Source organism: Candidatus Rickettsiella viridis (assembly GCF_003966755.1).
GTDB classification, from domain to species: domain Bacteria; phylum Pseudomonadota; class Gammaproteobacteria; order Diplorickettsiales; family Diplorickettsiaceae; genus Rickettsiella_B; species Rickettsiella_B viridis.
This window is the reverse complement of the sequence record NZ_AP018005.1, coordinates 1,010,237-1,029,377: the sequence shown is the minus strand read 5'-3', so window position 1 is coordinate 1,029,377 and position 19,141 is coordinate 1,010,237. Positions and strand designations below refer to the sequence as shown.

At 39.4% G+C, this 19,141-nt stretch carries 13 protein-coding genes; 6 read left to right on the top strand and 7 right to left on the bottom strand.

The window, feature by feature from the left end:
• Positions 1-60: 60 nt before the first annotated feature.
• Genes DMP02_RS04715 through DMP02_RS04705 form a run of 3 tightly spaced genes read right to left on the bottom strand, consistent with a single transcriptional unit; the run spans position 61 to position 2,893 of the window.
• A complete protein-coding gene (locus tag DMP02_RS04715; protein ID WP_126322911.1) occupies positions 61-300 on the bottom strand; it encodes a FeoC-like transcriptional regulator in 240 nt (79 codons plus the stop codon).
• Positions 293-2,629: a Fe(2+) transporter permease subunit FeoB gene (feoB, locus tag DMP02_RS04710; RefSeq protein WP_126323505.1), complete on the bottom strand. Its 2,337-nt coding sequence runs from the start codon at positions 2,627-2,629 to the stop codon at positions 293-295. Before feoB ends, DMP02_RS04715 begins: the two co-directional genes overlap by 8 nt.
• Before the next feature lie 15 nt (positions 2,630-2,644).
• Positions 2,645-2,893, bottom strand: coding sequence for a FeoA family protein (locus DMP02_RS04705; RefSeq protein WP_126322910.1), 249 nt, complete (start codon positions 2,891-2,893; stop codon positions 2,645-2,647).
• Positions 2,894-3,140: 247 nt separating this feature from the next.
• Here DMP02_RS04705 and DMP02_RS04700 point away from each other — a divergent pair, with 247 nt between their 5' ends.
• A complete protein-coding gene (locus DMP02_RS04700) occupies positions 3,141-4,625 on the top strand; it encodes a UDP-N-acetylmuramoyl-L-alanyl-D-glutamate--2,6-diaminopimelate ligase (RefSeq protein WP_126322909.1) in 1,485 nt (494 codons plus the stop codon).
• Here DMP02_RS04700 and DMP02_RS04695 read toward each other — a convergent pair.
• A complete protein-coding gene (locus DMP02_RS04695) occupies positions 4,622-7,570 on the bottom strand; it encodes an ankyrin repeat domain-containing protein (protein WP_126322908.1) in 2,949 nt (982 codons plus the stop codon). The two genes, DMP02_RS04700 and DMP02_RS04695, sit on opposite strands and share 4 nt — an antisense overlap.
• Positions 7,571-8,073: 503 nt before the next feature.
• Positions 8,074-9,198: a glycosyltransferase family 4 protein gene (locus tag DMP02_RS04690; RefSeq protein WP_126322907.1), complete on the bottom strand. Its 1,125-nt coding sequence runs from the start codon at positions 9,196-9,198 to the stop codon at positions 8,074-8,076.
• Between the two features lie 85 nt (positions 9,199-9,283).
• On the opposite strand from DMP02_RS04690, the gene DMP02_RS04685 reads away from it, so the two are divergent.
• The 5 genes from DMP02_RS04685 (at position 9,284) to DMP02_RS04665 (ending at position 16,488) form a co-directional block, all read left to right on the top strand.
• Positions 9,284-10,618, top strand: coding sequence for a UDP-N-acetylmuramoyl-tripeptide--D-alanyl-D-alanine ligase (locus tag DMP02_RS04685; protein WP_197720792.1), 1,335 nt, complete (start codon positions 9,284-9,286; stop codon positions 10,616-10,618).
• 27 nt (positions 10,619-10,645) lie between these two features.
• On the top strand, positions 10,646-11,728 hold the full coding sequence (gene mraY, locus DMP02_RS04680; protein ID WP_126322906.1) for a phospho-N-acetylmuramoyl-pentapeptide-transferase: 1,083 nt from the start codon (positions 10,646-10,648) through the stop codon (positions 11,726-11,728).
• 34 nt (positions 11,729-11,762) lie between these two features.
• Complete coding sequence (gene hflD, locus DMP02_RS04675; RefSeq protein WP_126322905.1) at positions 11,763-12,395, top strand: high frequency lysogenization protein HflD; 633 nt, start codon at positions 11,763-11,765, stop codon at positions 12,393-12,395.
• Between the two features lie 34 nt (positions 12,396-12,429).
• Positions 12,430-13,992, top strand: a complete 1,563-nt coding sequence (locus DMP02_RS04670; protein ID WP_126322904.1) for an FAD-dependent oxidoreductase — start codon at positions 12,430-12,432, stop codon at positions 13,990-13,992.
• A 69-nt stretch (positions 13,993-14,061) separates the two neighbouring features.
• The gene (locus DMP02_RS04665; RefSeq protein ID WP_126322903.1) at positions 14,062-16,488 is read left to right on the top strand and encodes a PAS domain-containing sensor histidine kinase; all 2,427 of its coding nucleotides are present in this window, start codon (positions 14,062-14,064) and stop codon (positions 16,486-16,488) included.
• A gap of 24 nt (positions 16,489-16,512) precedes the next feature.
• Here DMP02_RS04665 and DMP02_RS04660 read toward each other — a convergent pair whose 3' ends face one another.
• Both DMP02_RS04660 and DMP02_RS04655 read right to left on the bottom strand, forming a co-directional pair.
• On the bottom strand, positions 16,513-17,844 hold the full coding sequence (locus tag DMP02_RS04660; RefSeq protein ID WP_126322902.1) for a hypothetical protein: 1,332 nt from the start codon (positions 17,842-17,844) through the stop codon (positions 16,513-16,515).
• Between the two features lie 446 nt (positions 17,845-18,290).
• A complete protein-coding gene (locus DMP02_RS04655) occupies positions 18,291-18,740 on the bottom strand; it encodes a response regulator (RefSeq protein ID WP_126322901.1) in 450 nt (149 codons plus the stop codon).
• Between the last annotated feature and the right edge of the window lie 401 nt (positions 18,741-19,141).

Below are 19,141 nucleotides of genomic sequence, written 5' to 3'. Positions count from 1 at the left end.
ATCTATCATTAACGAGTTAGTCTGTAAATAAGCGTCGTCTTCTCTTTATTGCAGGGGGTATTAAGTGCGGGTGACTGGCTCGATCCACTGATATAAAGCAAACGATTCGGGCTGACATTTAAAACAGCGGGTTGCACAAGCGGGTGTTTTAATACATTTTTTGACGCAACCTTTGCGTATTAATAAATCTAAAATAGCGACGATTTCTTCTTTATTGGTTTGAAAAGTTTGTAATAGTAAAGAGAGATTAACGACTTTTTTTTCAGCAATAAATTTTTTTAAATCGAGTAAACTAGCCATGACAACCTCCGGAACAATCGCTAGTGCTTGGTGTGCTGAATGTTGTCAATCCACTGGTTTTATAGCGTAAAGCCCAGAGCGTTGCGATTAAACTGAAGCCAATGATTAAAAAACACAGTAATGATTGCAGAGGATGCTGCATAAAAGTAGCGGTTTGATAAAACACAGTGGCGACAGCGTAAGCAATACCTGTGCTCCATGCCATCGAAAAATAAGCCCAGCTTCTTCCTATTTCTCGCTGCATGACGGCCATGGTTGAAATACACGGGAAGTATAATAAGATAAATAATAAGTAGGCAAAAGCGCCGATCTTGCCGTCAAAATAATGGGACATGACACCGTAAACCCCGGGGGTGGTATCGGGCGCGGCCATTTTCGCTGCCATGGGATTCCATACGCTAACTTTGAGTTCGGCAAGATTTTTAGGCACAGAGAGCGCTGCTGTTTTTAATTCCGTTAAGATATTAGAAGAATCTTCTTCTTCGGTGAGTTGTCCTACTTGTGAATATAGCGTATTCAGCGTACCCACAACGACTTCTTTCGCCAGCAAACCACCGGCTAAACCAACCGTTGCGGGCCAATTATCTTTTTGAATCCCGATGGGATAAAAGACAGGTGTTATTGTTTTGCCAATAGAAGATAATAAGGAACTTTGGTTTGCTTCACCCGAAATAAGTTTGCCATGAATGCTGACGGCATTTAAAAAGCCGATGAGCATGCAGATAGGAATAATGAAGCGTCCCGCTTTAATTAAAAATAATTTCAGTCGTTGCCAGGTGCTCAGAAAAATAGTGCGCCAATGTGGCCAATGATAGGTAGGTAATTCTAAAATCATCGGCGTGTTTTCGCCTTTTAAGGTGGTAGAACCCAATAAGAAGGCTGTTAAAATGGCGGTAATAATCCCAATGAGATAGAGAGCAAAAATAATCAGCGCACCGCCGTGTGGGAAAAATGCAGCTACAAATAAAACATATACCGTCAGACGTGCGCCACAGGACATAAAAGGCGCCATCATCACGGTTAAAATGCGATCGCGTGCTGAGGCTAAGGTACGCGTAGCCATCACAGTCGGTACATTACAACCAAAACCGACAATGAGAGGAACAAAGGCTTTTCCTGGTAAGCCCACCGCGGCCATCAATCTATCGATAACAAACGCAGCGCGTGCCATATAGCCCGAGTCTTCCAATAACGATAAGAATAAAAACATGGCGCCAATAACGGGTATAAAGCTAATCGTGGTATTAATACCTTTACCAAAACCATTGGCGATCAATGCAATGAGCCAAGCGGGTAGGTGTAGAGAATTTAACAGCGTGATAGTGCCATGAATAAAAATCGCGGTACTGCCTATATCAAAAAAGTCTTGAAATGCACCACCGACATTAATCGCAAATAAAAATAGGGAGTACATCACTAATAGAAAAATAGGAATACCTAACCAGCGATTCAGAATGACGCGATCGATAGATGACGTAAATGTTTTGTTGTTGGTTTGTTTTTTTATAGTTTGTTTGAGCGAGGATTGTATCCAACGATAACGTGCATCGGCGATGAGTAGGTCAGGTTCTTCGCCTAACTGTGTACGTAATTCATCGCGTAGCGATTTTGCGGCATTTCGTTCTTCTGCGCTGGCAAGTTTTTTTGCAAGGTTGTCATCTTCTAATAGACGCAGTGCTAACCAACGGGGACAAAGGACGTCGTCCCGGCCGCCGTCCTTTGGCTTGACCAAAGGATTGACCGCGGGATCCATGCTTTGACTCAGTGCTTCCCAGGCGGTTTGTAGTGCCGGTTCAAGGGGGTAAGTGATAGGTTCCGATGAATGCGACGTTTGCACTAAGGCCTGACGTAATTCCGCTAAGCCTTTGCCACGAATAGCCGTTAAAGGAATAACCGGACAACCTAATGATTGGCTGAGTTGTGCGACATCAATGTTGATGCCACGGCGTTTAGCAATATCCATCATATTGAGTGCAATAATGACAGGCAGGCGCATTTCTAAGAGTTGTGTAGTGAGATAAAGTTGGCGTTCTAAATTACTGGCATCAACGACATTGATGATCGTATCCGGTGGATTTGAGAGTAGATAGTTGCAGGCAATACATTCATCGACACCACTATTATCTGAAACAACACTGAGTGAATAGGTGCCTGGAAGATCAATCATTTCGTAGCGCTGATCACCTAGGGTGAGAGAGCCGCTTTTTTTCTCGACAGTGACGCCCGACCAGTTACCTATTTTTTGCCGACTGCCGGTGAGTGCATTGAATATAACGGTTTTCCCGCAGTTGGGGTTGCCGGCGATGGCAATGATTTTATTTTTTTTCATCATGGCTGACTTATTTTAATCGGAAGATTCCACATAAATGTGGCAGGCTTCGCTCGCTCGCAAGCTGAATTGACTACCTAATATTTGCAGTTGTAAGGGGTCGCCAAAAGGTGCGCGTCGTATCAGGGTGATAACGGTTTGTCGATTAATACCCAGGTTTTGCAGAAGTTTGCGGCAATGTGCGGCTATATCTGGGCTAAAGCCATGCACAATAGCCGATTGCCCTGATCGTAGCTGGGTGAGAGGAATCGCTGCCTTAAGCATAAAATCTCTAAATGAGAATGATTACTATTTATAATAGTGATTTTTTAGCCGCTACGCAAGCGATTCCTTTGGCTGAATATAGCGGGTAGACTTCTTTCAAAACAAAGGAATTTGCTTGAGTTCGCGGCGAACGACTGGCGAGGATCGGAGTTTACAGATGGTAAATGAGAACCGGAGCCAGGCGTTTAACAATGAAATCGAGCAAATTATGCAGTTTTGAAAGAAGTCTCATGATATCCTTAGTTTTATGCACCTCAATCAATTATTAGACGGTATTTGCAGTTCTGACTTAGGCCAGGATCCGCAAATAACCGGACTTTGCCAAGATAGTCGCCAGCTTAAGCCGGGGGACTTGTTTTTTGCTTACCCAGGGATTCAATCGGATGGTAGAAATTTCCTCAATGAAGCGATTGAGAAGGGGGCGGCGGCGATTTTATTAGAGTCCGATGCACGATCCACGCTTTCTTGTTCGGTTCCGCTGATTCCTATTGCGCGTTTAACCCATTATATGGGCCTTATTGCGGCTCGATTCTTTGCTTATCCGAGTCAACAGTTACCCGTGATCGGGATTACCGGCACCAACGGTAAAACATCCTGTACACACTTTTTAGCGCAATGTTTGCAGCAACTGGATAGACGCTGTGGTGTTATTGGCACATTAGGGAATGGTTTTTATGGTCATCTAGAACCTACTCAATTAACGACGCCGGATGCCATTGAATTACAACAATTATTAGCGGTCTTGTTAAAAGGGAAGGCAGAAGTGGTCTTTATGGAAGTGTCTTCGCATCGTTTAGCACAACAACGTTTGAATGGTATGGAATTTTCTATTGCCGCTTTTACCAATCTCACGCGTGATCATTTGGATTACCACGGTAGTCTTTTGGCGTATGCACAAGCCAAACGATCGCTGTTTGATTTGCCTGGTGTAGAGCACGCGGTACTCAATGCCGATGATCCGTATGGAAAAGCATGGCTTAGCGAGTTAGCGGGAAAGTTACCCGTGATCGCTTATTCTATTGCAAAACCGCCTGCTGCGTTGTCATCTATTCCACAGGTATGGGTGAAACACTATGAGTTTAAGCGACAGGGTTTGAAGGCTGATATCGCCACGCCGTGGGGCGATATCAGCATTGAGAATCCTTTTTTAATAGGAACTTTTAATCTCAGTAACTTATTATTAGTGTTAACGACACTGAAATTACTCGATTTTTCTTTATCAGATATTGCAAAAGTTATTTCAGGTGTGAAAGGCGTAACAGGGCGTATGCAGGCTTTTCACAGGTTGCATCAACCGTTGGTTGTGGTCGATTACGCACATACACCGGATGCGCTACAACAAACACTCAAGGCGCTGCGAACACATTGTCGAGGATCTTTATATTGTGTATTTGGTTGTGGGGGAGATAGAGATAAAGGGAAGCGTCCCTTGATGGCAACGGTGGCGGAACAACACGCCGATAGTATTGTGATCACCAATGATAATCCGCGCTTTGAGGATCCAAATCAGATTATTCAAGAGATACAACAAGGTTTAACCGGTGCAAAACCGGTTTATGTAGAGCCCGATAGACGGCTTGCCATTAGCTACGCCATTCAAAGCGCTAAGGTAGAGGATGTTATCCTCATAGCAGGTAAAGGGCATGAAGATTATCAACTAGTAGGCGGAATAAAACATCCGTTTAGTGACGCGGCAGAAGTGGAATGTTTGTTAAATCCTGATAAAACTTAAGTTTTGAGAGATATTTGAGCCTGTAAACTACTTTGTGCTATCGGTTGTGAGTGCTTAAAAAAGCTGGGCTTAGAATTGGAGAAGCTATTATTTGAAGCATGCGCTAATAGGATTTCTACAATGCTTTCGCTACCGTTCTTACGCGCTGCATCTAAAGGCGTATGGCCCTGTTTATTTGCTATATCAACAGAGGCCCCTTTTGCTAACAATAATTTTATAATGCTTTCATTACCAGACTCACACGCTTTATGTAAAGGGGTATCGCCAAAAGAATTGACGGTATTAATGCGAGTGGGTTCTTTTCCTCTTCCTATTACTAGCAATAATTTTACAATGCTTTCATGAGCATTTTCGCAAGCAAGATGTAAAGGCGTATCGCCGACACTATTTTCTATGTTTATAAAGGCCTTTCTTCCTAACAATAATTTGGCAATCATTTCGTTTCCATTCTGACAAGTTTCATGTAAAGGGGTATTGCCCAGTTTATTTTTTACGTTAATCGAAAGATTGGCCCCTTCTTCTAATAATAATTGTGCAATAGTTTCGTTTCCATTCTGACAAGCTTCATGTAAAGGCGTATTACCCTGTTCATTTTTCATGTTAATCGAAAGATCGGCCCCGTCTTCTAACAATAATTGCACAATGGCTTCGTGGTTTTCCCGGCAAGCATGGTGTAAAGGCGTATTGCCATCTTCATTTGGTGTGTTAATAGAGATATCTTCCTTTAAGAATAACTTTACAATGGCTACATTACCGTTCCGGCAAGCATCATCAAAGGGAGTTTCACCCTCATTATTCCGTATGCTAGCAGAAGCGTTTTTTTCTAATAATAACTTTACAATGGCTTGATTGCCTTCTTTGCAAGCATAGTGTAAGGGAGTATCTTCGTTTTTATTTACTTTATTAATAGAGGCGCCTTTTTCTAACAATAATTTTACAACGGCTGCATTACCTTTTTGACAAGCATAGTGTAAGGGGGTGTCTCCCTCTTTATCTGTTTTATCAATAGGGGCTCCATGCTCTAATAGTAACGCTATTGTAGATAGATCGTCATGAGTCGATCTAATGACTCTGTGTAGCGGAGTAGCGCCGTATTCTTTGTCCACCATAGATAAAAAGAAGCTATTTTTATCTATGAGTGACGAAATATTTTCTGTCGTTAGTTTTAGCTTATGTTCTACATAGTCGTGAAGAACTTTTCTAATAGAGATAAACTCATGCGCACGATTATTTTCTTTCGCGATACGTATCATGGTTTGCACCAACGACTGCTGGCTAGGATTTAAGCTCAACCAATTGAGTAAGATCTCTAAAAAATCAGATTGAACCAGGGGAGAGGCATCTTGCATTATTTCTGTTAGGCGACGATCAAGCGCTAGGCGTGATTCATCATCCTCAGTATAGGTATAAAATAGTTTATTTTTATCATATAACACAATTTGTGCGGCAGAATCATTATGACCTTTATAGTCTATAAAACATTCTGTTTCTGAATGGCTAACCATGTTTTCCTTAAATTTCATGCCTGTACCTGAACGTATTCCCATTGCCACTTTGTGAGTATGACCTGTTTGTACTAACTGTTTGGCAAGTCGTTTGTATAAGGCTGCAACCATCGTGATATCAATCTTTCCGGGCGATTTATCATATTCTACCGAATCAAATACCAGCGCATTGGATTGACTGCGCCAAATCCAACATTGTGCGAGTACGGGATCGCTTATTTTTTGATCATGTAGGTCCCCTTCACAAAGTACATAGAATCCACCATGAGGGCTCGTTAAGCCGTGGATAACACAAGGTTGTCCCGCTTGTCCTGAAAGTGATTGGCAACAAGCGGTTAACTTGCCAAGGTATGCCGCTCTGGCGGCCTGTTGCATATCCTGTACAGGGACTTTCATTAAATAAACCCCAGGATAATGATCGGCTGCCCCATCTAAGCTGATGTCCGGAATATTTTTTCCGGCATGCTGGCGGTTTAATTTTTTAAAGTTTATAAAATCTTTGTCGGTTAATTGATTTTCTAACATCATGCTACGAGGAATTCCCAGCTCTGGGTCACGCATCCAATATTCGTTACAAACCGCAGCTAATACAGCTGAATCGACTTCAGATAATTTTATTCCTGCACTCAATTTAAATAATTCTTGCTTTAAGATTAATAATTGTTTAATTGAATTGCCATATTTGTTTTTTTCTTTATTGCTTAAAATACCATGTCGTCTTTTTAAGTCCTTAAATTTTACATTTGCCTCCTGCAATTTCTTCTTTTTCTCTTTTAATGCGTTTCTATCGAGTTTTTGACCGGGCTGCAATTTGTTTTCTAGAATTAATTTTTCTAGTTGGGGAATTTCAATTAAAAGATCAAAAAATACGATATTATCAATATTTTTTTTAATAATTTTTTTCCATGCCTTAAAATCACATTGTGATACATCGGGTAAGCTAAACAAGCAGGCATCGTGCACTGATAATTTATTTTTTGCACTTTTTATAAGATACGTCAATACTTCAGAAGTATTATCAAATAATACCGATAATTTTAAGGCCTGTTCTTCAGATTCTTCAGAACTGCCATTTTTCTCGCTTAGATAGGCTAGCTCGCAATAAGGGAGTAGTTGTTGGTAGTGTGCAGCATGGTAATATTCACCGTATTTTTCGGCATCATGCGGGGTGCTATATTCAATATTTGTAGAAATTTGCTTTTTCAGCGAGGTATTTTTTATCGTCTGAAAAATTTTATTTAAGCATTTCAGTGCGTTGGTATCTGTTTTATAGGCTTCTAATAGTTGTGCTTGTATGTGCTGTGCTTGTTGTATGCGCTCTGCTTGTATGCGTGCTGCTTCATCAGGATTATTTTCAGCATGTTTTTCAACAGCTTTTTCAGTATATAAGGTTTCTATTGTTTTCAGCTGTTCTAGCGCTGCTTGAAATGTCACAACCATGATTTTTATTATTTTTAATGTGAATAAATGTTTTTATTTTTTAGATAAAAAATTGATGGTGTAATGTAGCAGGCTGAAGTTAATGAATTATGAAGGCTTCCTTAATATTTTATTAAGTATCTATTTTTATAGAGATTTTTTCTCTTCACAGTACAAAAATGATAAATAAGCCGTCATGGCCACGGTTGGAACGATGTTCCAACCGTGGCCATCCAGGGAAAAAAGTGAGCATTTTACTGGATTGCCGCGCCCCGCACCTAACTTCACAGAAAGTATGTCATCGTATCAGTTATTTCTGTTACTCAATATTTTAAGATAGGTGCCGGGCTCGCAATGACGAAAAACTTTAGTGGCAGACTAAAATAAAAATTAACCATTATTTCATGCGCTTACACGTATATAACGCTTTTTTGTACTGTGCAGAGAGACTTTTTATGTTAAATGGAGTAGTTGGGCTTTAGGGTATGCAGACTATCAATGACTAGGTGGAATAAAACGCCTGTTTATTGACGCGGCAGAAGTGGAAGGTTTATTAAGCGCTGATAAAGCTTAAGCGTGCTCTGAATAAAAACGGCTTTATCAAAATGTTTTACTGCTCTTTCTCGAGCATGTTGAGCGATGGGTGTTAAATCAGTTTGTTTTAAAAGCCTGACTAAACATTGGGTTAAAGCCGGAATGTCATTAACGGGTACAATCCAACCATCAACCTCGTCCGTGACATTTTCTGGCAGACCACCATAATTAGAGACAATCACAGGAAGACCCATCGCCATCATTTCTCTACACGCAAAAGAAATGGTTTCTTCTGCATTGGATAACACAAAGCCCACATCACCTAGCCGCATCCACTGTCGGGTATCGGCCAGTAGGCCGGTAAAAATAATCTGTGCATTTAAGTTAAATGGATGGATGGCTTGCATTTGTTGTGGCAAAGGGGTCTTGCCTGCAATGATAACGTTAATCTTATTTTTTAATTTAGCCGGTAGTGCCGCGATGGCGGCAATTAACGAAGGCCAGTTTTTACAGTCGGCCGTTCCTGCACTGGAAACCAAAATAAAATCATCCATACTTAAGCCATGTTGTTGGCGTAATTGCTTTTTTTGTTCAGTGGAGATGGGTTGGTAAAAATGGGTGTCTATTCCGTTGGGAATGGTTTGAATTAGCGCAAGTGGTATACCGGCCTGAAGCAGATGTTGTTCAGTGGATTGACTGACGGCAATAATTGCATCGGTGAAATAACGCATTCTCAGCCAAGCACCCCACTTAATGCGCAGGGCATTGTGTTTGGTTAAAACTAATTTAGGTCGGTGTTTTAAGAAGGGATAAATAAGCAGCACAGCGCGATGATCGGCTGAACCATTGACATGAATAATGTCAATGGCTTGTTTTTCAACCCACTGCTTAAAGGCATACAGTTGCTTAAATAATGACCTACCTTGACGGAAAAGGGCCTTATAATTGATAGCGAAGCATGGCACTTTTTGTTGTAGTGTTAAATAGAGTCTAGAAGAGGGTGGACATGCTAAAGCAACGCTATGATGGGCCTGCAAGGTTTTAATCAGGCTGAGCAGATAGCTATCCTGGCCACCACCATTGGCTTCATGAAAATTACAAAATAAAAGACGCATATTATTATTTTAGTTCAATTACCGATCTATGGATTAGATTATGGTATATATTTAAAACATTAGTCTACTTTTGGTACAGAATTTTGTGAAATTATCAACACTTGCATCGATGCTTGAAGGACAATTAATAGGGGCTGATGGCGATTTTAGCGCCGTGAGTCTGGATTCGCGCGCCGTTAAAGCGGGTGCACTTTTTGTGGCGGTTAGCGGGGAAAAATTTGATGGTCACATGTTTATTGAGCAGGCTAAAAATCACGGTGCGGTCGCAGCGCTGGTAGACAGGCCTCTTTCTTCTGAGCTTCCTCAGATTTTAGTCGCCCATACACGTAAAGCCTTAGGCCAATTAGCCGCGATACATCGCGAGCAATTTTCTATCCCCGTCATTGCTTTAACAGGCAGTTGTGGAAAAACCACCACCAAAGAAATGTTACGCGCTATTTTAAGCGAAATTGGTCCTGTGTTAGCGAGCACTAAAAGTTTCAATAATGATATTGGTGTGCCTTTAACCTTGCTGGATTTAAATGCACAACATCGATTTGCTGTGATTGAAATGGGCGCTAATCATGCAGGGGAAATTGCCTATTTAAGCCAGCTAACCAAACCTGATATTGCCTTGATAACCAATATTGCACCCGCGCATTTAGAAGGATTTGGATCGATTGAAAAAGTCGCTCAGGCAAAATCCGAAATTTTTTTGGGTTTATCAGCACAAGGTATAGCGATTATTAATGCCGATGATCATTTTGAAAAATCTTGGAAAACGCGTTTAGCCAAGCACCCAGTGATTCGCTTTGGTTTAAAGCAGAAGGCGGATTTTTCAGCCAAAGATATTCGTTTAGATGCAGAAGGTAGAGTGCAGTTTATGCTGCTGAGTCCCAAAGGAGAAATGCCGATTCATCTGGTATTGCCAGGACAACATCATTTATTTAATGCCTTAGCCGCGGCGGCCATCGCAAGCCAAGTCGGCATATCCTTAGTACATATTAAAAGCGGTTTAGAAAAAATGTCGAATGTGCCGGGCCGATTAGCGGTCATAAAAAATAAAATGGGTGCTTCGATTATTGATGATACCTATAATGCGAATCCGCGTTCGGTCACTGTGGCATTACAACTTTTAGCGCATTATCCAGGACGCCGTATTTTTGTAATGGGTGATATGGGCGAGCTGGGTAATAATACCGAATATTATCATCGTCAAATCGGTGAATTAGCCAAAGAATTGGGGATTGAAACTGTGTATACTTGCGGTGAATTAACCGCTTCAACGGCTCAAGCCTTTGGTTCTTCAGGAAAGCATTATGCGAGTCAGGAAGATTTAATCCAAGCATTGAGGCCTTTGTTAGAGAAAGATGTGACCGTACTAATCAAAGGCTCACGTAGTGCACAGATGGAAAAAGTAGTAGCGGCGTTAATACATTAATTGATCAGACTGGAGAGAATAGAACCGATGCTGTTGTGGTTAACTGACTTTTTGTCGAATTACTATCGTGCATTCCATGTTTTTCAATATTTAACCTTGCGCGCTATTTTAGCAAGTTTAACGGCTTTTTTGATTTCACTTTTATTAGGGCCGAAGCTCATACGTTCGTTAAGCTATCATCAGATAGGCCAACATGTACGTCATGATGGTCCAAAGATCCATTTAACCAAAGCCGGTACCCCGACCATGGGCGGCGCATTAATTTTAATCGCCATTGTATTGACCACCTTATTGTGGGCTAATCTAAGCAATCACAGTATTTGGATGGTATTAATTGCGATTGTAGGATTTGGTTTGATTGGCTTTGCAGATGATTATCTCAAATTAGTTTTAAAGAATACCAAAGGCTTAGTGCCACGTTGGAAATATTTTTGGCAATCGGTGGTTGGTTTAGGTATTGCCATTGCACTGTACCGAAGTGCGCAATTGCCGATTGAAACCCAATTAGTGATTCCTTTTTTTAAGAACTTGCTGATTCCCTTAGGTATTTTTTATATTCCTTGGGTTTATTTAGTGATTGTAGGCAGTAGTAATGCAGTTAATCTCACCGATGGTCTGGACGGGCTGGCGATTTTACCGACCGTATTAGTGGGTGGCGCCTTAGGTATTTTTGCGTATTTAACCGGCAATATTACTTATGCGAAATATTTAGCGATTCCTTTTGTGCCGGGTGCGGGTGAAATCGTTGTCATCTGTGGTGCTATTGTGGGCGCGGGCTTAGGATTTTTATGGTTTAATACCTATCCGGCACAAATATTTATGGGTGATGTCGGTGCGTTAGGTTTGGGTGCTGCGTTAGGTTGTATTGCGGTCGTGGTCAGACAGGAATTAGTGTTGCTAATTATGGGTGGTGTTTTTGTTTTGGAAACAATTTCCGTGATTCTTCAAGTGGTTTCATTTAAACTAACCGGGAAACGTATTTTTCGTATGGCGCCTATTCATCATCATTTTGAATTAAAGGGTTGGCCAGAGCCACGTGTGATCGTACGATTTTGGATTATCACTGTGGTATTAGTTTTATTGGGTCTAGCGACGTTAAAATTACGTTAGATTTTTTTCTTATCTTTACTTAGTCAATTTATCCGTGCAAAAAAATGAAAAAAAAATAGTTGAACTCAGCTTAGCGTTAGCCGGTATTTTTCAATCCGCCGCGCTGGTGAAGCATTTGGCCAGAACAGGGCAGGTTGAAAATAGTGTATTTGATGCCAGCATTCAAACCATTTACCGCGTTGATGCACCCAGTGTCGAACAGGTTTATGGCCGAGTGTCTGCACTGCAGTTGGGTTTTCAAGAATTAGTGAAGGTATTAGGCCATAGCAAAATGATGGGTGATAGAGATGTGACGCGTTATTTAATCGGCTTAATGCATTTAGAGCGTAAGCTGGAGCGCAGCTCAGAAATAAAACAAAGCTTAAGTCGGCGAATTAAACACGCGGCTTATCAAGCCAATTATTTTTCTTCTTCGCCCCACGTGATGATTAATAATTTAGCCGATATTTATGTGTCTACTTTGGGACGCCTGTCTTATCGCTTACATGTAGTCGGGAGCGGTAAACATTTAAGCCAAACCGAAGTGGTGAGTAAAATACGCGCGGCGTTGTTAGCCGGTGTTCGATCGGCAGTGTTGTGGCGACAATTGGGTGGCTCGCGCTGGCAATTGTTTTTAATGCGTAATAAGTTGATTGGAATCGGTAAGCGCTTGTTAGCGGTGTCTTAACAAGATTAGAACAATAATTAAAAGAAGAGTTAGAGTGTTAAATAAAAGCAATAATAAAGAAGCAGCTAATATTAAGATGGGTATAATCGGAGGAGGTATCGGAGGCTGTATGACAGCGCTTCGGTTATCGGAAGAATACCCGCAGGCAACTATATTTCTTTTTGAAAAAAAAGAAGAGTTATTGCAGGGTACAAGTAACCGTACTCCTGGTCGAATGGGTCTAGGATTTCATTATGTTGATAAGAATACCGCTAAGGTTTATTTGAATCTAACAATTGATTTTACTAGACGTTTTTATAAGTCTTGCCCACATTTAATGGTAGGGCAGGAATACCCTGAAAATTATCCATTAAGGAACGGGCGCTATTTTATTGTTAAAAACTTTTCGTTTTCTGAAGAGGAAATCTTGGAAACTTATAAAGCGTTGGCTGAAGAGTATACCAGGCTTGTGGAGCAAGATAGTGAAAATAAGCTTTTTGGGGAGCCCCATGAATTCTATAGAATATTAAACCCTGAAGAGTATGAACGTGATGTTAATTTGGGGCAGGTAAAGTTAGGCGTTGAAACGCGTGAACATTTACTAGATTGGCCGCAATTTAGGAAGTTTCTCTTAACTGAGATAGAAGACCATAAAAATATTCATGTAACAACAAACAGTGAAATAAAAGATATATGTTTTTCGTACATGGATACTTCTTATTCGTTATCTTTAAAAAAAGATAACGATCTTATTGTCGAGAAAAAAATAAATTTTATAGTAAATGCAACGTGGGAATGGACAGATTATATTAATTCAAAAATTGGATACTACCGCTTACCAAGGGAATTAAGAACAAATCGAGCTAAGGTGCTCGTTAAAGTGAAATTGCCTGATGAGCTTAAAGAAAAGCATTCGATGTTTTTTTGCATGGGTCCGCATTGTATGTTTTCTAATGTAGGAGATGGTTTTGGATTTATTACTTACGCACCTGAAACAAACTTGTTGAATAGTACAGATTTAATTCCGTCAAAAAATTATCTTGATATAATTAATGGCCAAATTCCTATTGAAAAACAGTTAGCGATTGCTGAAAAAATTGTTGCTGGTGTTTCGCTGTATATTCCTGCGATGATTAACGCAGGAATTTCAGAAGTACTTTTTGGTACCGTTCAGGTTGAAGGTGAAGCTGACATATTTGATCCCGCAAGTAAGGTTCATATAAGAGATTATACAGGATTAAGCTATATTGAGGATGGGTTTATTTCACTTTCTTGTATGAAGCTTTTGTATGGTTATGGAAATGCTAATACAATTGTTACATGGTTTAATAGCTTTAAAGAGCAAATATTGCCTTTGCCTAAACAAATAATGTGCCGTATTAGTAAAGAAATTAATCCGGATAATCAATTAAATAAAAGTTTAATGAAAAAAACTTTTATGTTAACGGGCTTATGTTTTTCTTGGCTTATAAAGGCTCGCCCTGTTAATAAGGATCCTTCATATACTGTTTCATTAGATAATTTTATTCCAAATTTTTTTAAAAAAATAAAGCTTAATGAAGAATTTCATGATAAAAATAAAAAAGGCTTTTTTATCAATTCAAGATTAAAATATTAATAACCACTTATGGGTTATATTAATATATGTTTTATATGAAGATTAATTTGTTTATCTCAGGGATTTTTTATGTATATTAACAAAGAAAAAAATGAATTTGATAGTGCATTTATTCTCGAATTATTAAGACAATTACCAGTACATGTTTTTTGGAAGGATAGAGAAGGGAGATATCTGGGCTGTAATGATTTTTTTGCACATCGCCTTGGTTTAGCCTCTTCGGAAGCAGTGATAGGAAAGACAGATTATGATTTTCCGGTAAGGAAAGAAGATAGTGATGCTTATCGTAGAGATGATAAGCAAATAATGGAATCTGGAGTTCCTAAGCTTAATATCGAAGAAAAACAAACTCTTTCTGATGGTGGAACAATTTATTTATTGACCAATAAAATACCTGTTTTTGATAAAAACAATGAAGTTATTGGTGTTTTAGGTATTGCTAGTGATATTAGCGAACTTAAAGAAACACAAATGGCTCTTCAAACTGCTTTACATAGCACACAAAGTACTTCTAAAAACTTACATAGCTATTTAGAAACTGTAGTTAATTCAGTTCCACATACTATTTTTTGGAAAGATAGAAACTCTATCTTTTTAGGGTGTAATGAACTGTTTGCGAAACTTGCTGGGCTGAAATCCCCTGGAGATATTGTTGGAAAATCTGATTATGATCTTCCTTGGAGTAAAGAACAAAGTGACCATTATAGAGCTATAGATAAAGAGGTTATTTTAAGTGGTCAACCTCAGCTTAATGTTGAAGAATTTCAAACGCTTGAAAATGGTACTGATACTGTATTACTTACTAGTAAAGTTCCCTTACGTGATGCCCAAGGTAATATTACTGGGGTTTTAGGAGTTTATACGGATATTACTGAAAGAAAACAGGCGGAAGAAGCCCTAAAAATAGCCAAAGAAAAAGCCGAGATAGCCAATCAGGCAAAAACCGAATTTCTAGAAAACATGCGTCATGATATACGCACACCTTTATCGGGCATTGTCGGTTGTGCACATCTGATTCAAATGCAATCGGGGTTGCCACAAAAAGTGAGTGCCTTTGCGAATGACTTGGTGCAATCGAGTGAAGCCTTATTAGATTTTTTGACTAAGATCTTGGAAGGTATTACGGTGTCTAGCGGTGAAATTCCACTGTTGAGAAAGCGATTTAATTTAAAAGAAGATTTAGAGCAAATAATACGATTGAATAAACCCCAAGCCCTGGTAAAAGATTTGCAATTAAGCTTAGAGTATGACAGGAGCATTCCGCCTTATTTGCTCGGTGATGGCATTCGAGTGCAACGGATCGTATTAGAGCTTCTCACGAATGCCTTAAAGTATACCGAGGAAGGTTCGATTAAAATCGGCGCTCGTTTAGTAAAAAATAAAAAACGTGAAGTCATTATTGAATTGCGTGTCAGTGATACCGGTATGGGTATTCCCCAAGATAAACATAAAGAAATTTATAACCGCTTTACCCGCTTGATACCTTCCTATAAGGGTAAGTATTCAGGGACAGGATTAGGGTTATCCGTCGTTAAACAATTTATCGAAGATCTAGATGGTGAAATTCATATTGAGAGCGAGCTAGGAAAGGGTACAACGTTTATTTGCGTTATCGCTTTTCAGAAATCGTTATTTATAGGTGAAACCCATACAGAAGCAGCCAATGAATTAAAAGAAAATAGTATTTTATCGGGAGCCTCTAATGAATTGTTAACCGCTGGAATAGAAGTGGTTCATACAAACCATGTGCTAGTCGTTGAAGATAATACCATCGCGGCCATGGTGACAGAAAACGTGCTGGAAGAATTGGGCTGCCGTAGCGATGTCGCTCGCGATGGAAAAACAGCGCTAGAGAAAATAGAAAAGAATTATTATGATCTTATTTTAATGGATATAGGTTTAGCTGATGATGACGGCTGTGAAGTCACTCGACGAATTCGTTTAAAGCAATGGCAAAGAAATCCATCGGTTCCGATCGTTGGCTTAACAGCGCATATTGAGGGTGATAAGAAACAGCATTGTCTGGCGAATGGAATGAATGCGGTATTTAATAAACCGCTGACGCTGGAAAAAGCCGCTGAGATATTAAGCGCTTTTATTTCACATAAAAACCAGTCGCAAAGTGCGCTCCCTGAAGCAAGCGATTCGCTACAATCGACTGCTATTTTAAATATGGAACAAGCCGCGAAGCTGATAGGTAAAAAAGAAATGGTTAAAGAATGCTTAGATTTGCTAATAAGCGGGCTTAATAAAGAGCTAGCGATTATCAAACAACAGCATAAAGAGAGTGATTGGCCAGCGATTAGAAATATGGCACATAAATGGAAGGGCGGAGCAAGTTATTGTGGTGCAAGCCGTTTAGAACAAATCTGTGAACAGCTGACGGCTGCGATACCCATAAAGTCACTTGAAGAAATTGAAGTGCTCTATCAGCAGTTAATTCAAGTGGCTGAGGAAACCAAAGTAGCGGTTATGCAAGCGATGGTTTCCGAGTAATAGTAGCTAATTTATATAGCATTACTAGCAGCGAACAAAGACAAGGTATTTCGTAGGCGGATGCTCGGGCGAAGCGTCCGCTATCGTTTTGGTTGACGGGGAGCGAAACAGCTCAGTCATACTATAAGGGTTTATAGGTTGTTTTATGGGGGTGTGACTGAATAGCGTTTTTTTCCTTGCAGCAGGACCCCCTGTTATCTTAGATAGGGCCTTAACTTTCATTGCGCGAGAGCGACGATGCTTAACTTTTAATAAGCTTGGTTTTTTTCTCATGGCAGCTTTAGTTGGTGCGGCAGCTAAGGGTTTTTCTTTTTCCAAGGTCCCTAATATTTTGTCTAAACTGGCTTGAAAGTTTTGTTTTAACGGATCGGTTAATGTTTCATGGTAGTGGTATAAACAGTCGACCCAGAATTTTTTTAAATCTATGGGAGGTTTTGGTTCAGTGTCCTCTTTTTTAGGGGATTTTTTATTCTTGGGGTTTATTTTGTTAGCCACTACTTCATGAAGGTCCACTATTTTTTTTAATCCCAATAGCATCGCTGTTTCAATAAAATGTAAACTAGGTATCAGTAATCCACCTGCCAGCGCTAATTTTTGAGTAAGGGTGGTAAGAGCAATAGGCAAAAAAGAAAGGGAAGCCGGTGAAAGAAAGATTAGGCCAATCATTGGCAGTGTCGCCAGGCTTATTGCTATAAGAATAGCCATATGCCACTTATTTTTTTTAGAGTAAACCTTTTTTGCCGCCAAGGAAAAGTCTTCTAAAAAAGATTTGAATTTATGAGTATCCTCGGTTTCTGGGCTATCCCGCCGAACTTTATTTTTAAAACAAAGCCAAAATTCACGAAATATTTTTTCTGCAAATTTTCTTGTTTTCTCGGGATCGCCGCTTTGAGCTAAAAACTCTGCTTGATGGGTATTGCTTAGGATAGTGCTGATTATCTTAAGGAATTTATCATCAGTTATAAGCCGAAAAAATTTTCTTTTGGTGCGTTTTAGCTTTCTTTGTCTATCCATGGCATATAACATGGGTTTTATCGGTATTGAAAGAGCTGAGCCAATATAAGGGATAAAGAAAATGATGTTAGCCGCTTCTAAGCCAGCGGCTGTTGTGGTATTAGAGGCCAGTGAAAAATTGGTTCCTTTATCGTAAATGATAAGTTTATAAAGGTTTATTTTTGTCGTTATTTGATCCCAAAGGTTTTTATGATAGCCAGCCTTATCAGCGGTTAGAGCTTCAATAGTGTCATCTATTTTGTGGTTATTGAGGAGTATATTTAAAAGTTTAGACAGTTTAGGCCTTAATTCAGTCTCATGATTGAATGAGGCTAGTGATGGATTTGTTGTTGGAATGCCCATGATAGTGTAATAAATGCATAATTTACGATTCTGCTGATTCTACAGGCTTATTATTAAGTGAAAATTAAAGAGCATTTCCCCTTAAGCCATATTACTGCACAGTACAAAAATGATAAATAAGCCGTCATGGCGAGGTTGGAACATCGTTCCAACCGTGGCCATCCAGGGGAAAAAGTGAGCTTTTTACTGGATTGCCGCGCCCCGCACCTATCTTCACAGAAAGTATGTCATCGTATCAGTTATTTCTGTTACTCAATATTTTAAGATAGGTGCCGGGCTCGCAATGACGAAAGATTTTAGTTGCCGGCTAAAATAAAAATTAGCTGTTATTTCAAACGCTTAAACGCAAGTACTGCATTTTTTGTACTGTGCAGAGAGCGCATATTACTCGAATCAAAATAGCGAGCGCAATAGAGTAGGTATGCCAAGCTAAACTTAGTTGGCTTTTAGCTTAAAAAGTCTTCAATGACTTTAAGATCATCCATTTTAAAAGGTTTTTCAAAAAGAAAATCTATTCCGGCTTCTTTGCAAGTGCGCTCCATCGACTTAAAGGGATAACCTGTTAAACCAAAGATAGGAAGGCGAGATTTATTCATTGCTTTTTCCCAGTCACGATAATTTTTTACCAGATCGATGCCATCTATTTCTGGCAGAACGATATCTAATAACGCCCATTCATAGGTATGGCTTTTCAAATAGCTAAGTGCTTTACTTCCGTCTTCCGCTGTCGTAACACGATAACCTCGCTGCTCAAGTAAATTTTTTATAGCGCATACAATGATTAGATTATCTTCAGCGAGCAGGATTGAATGTTTTGGAAAAAATTTCTTCTTTGGTATGCACTCTTCTTGCTTGGAAGAAAATAGGCGGCGAAATAGGGGTATGATTTTTCTCATGGCATTACCATTTTTATATAAATAGTTTAAATAATATTTATTATTATATATCTATTAGGTAGTTAAACTACCGGAATGGGGCTCAAATAGAAAGTACAAGGCATTAAGAAAATGATAGGATTGGGGGTTCTTTTCTCCCCTGTGCCATAGTCGATAACGTTATTTTCTTATTTAATTTAAATGAGGTTGCTTAGCTAATTTTTTTACTTGTTATTGTTAAGTAACATCCAGTCTATTACTTACTACGATCAAATTTACTGCAGATTTTAATCATTAGACAGTCGCTTTATAGAGGATAAAGCACAGCATTTTTGACAAATTATTGAGTATTTATTTATGAAGCTTTCTTTTTTTTTAAAGATAGTTTAAAGTACCATTTGTGGGCTAAATAATGTTTTTTT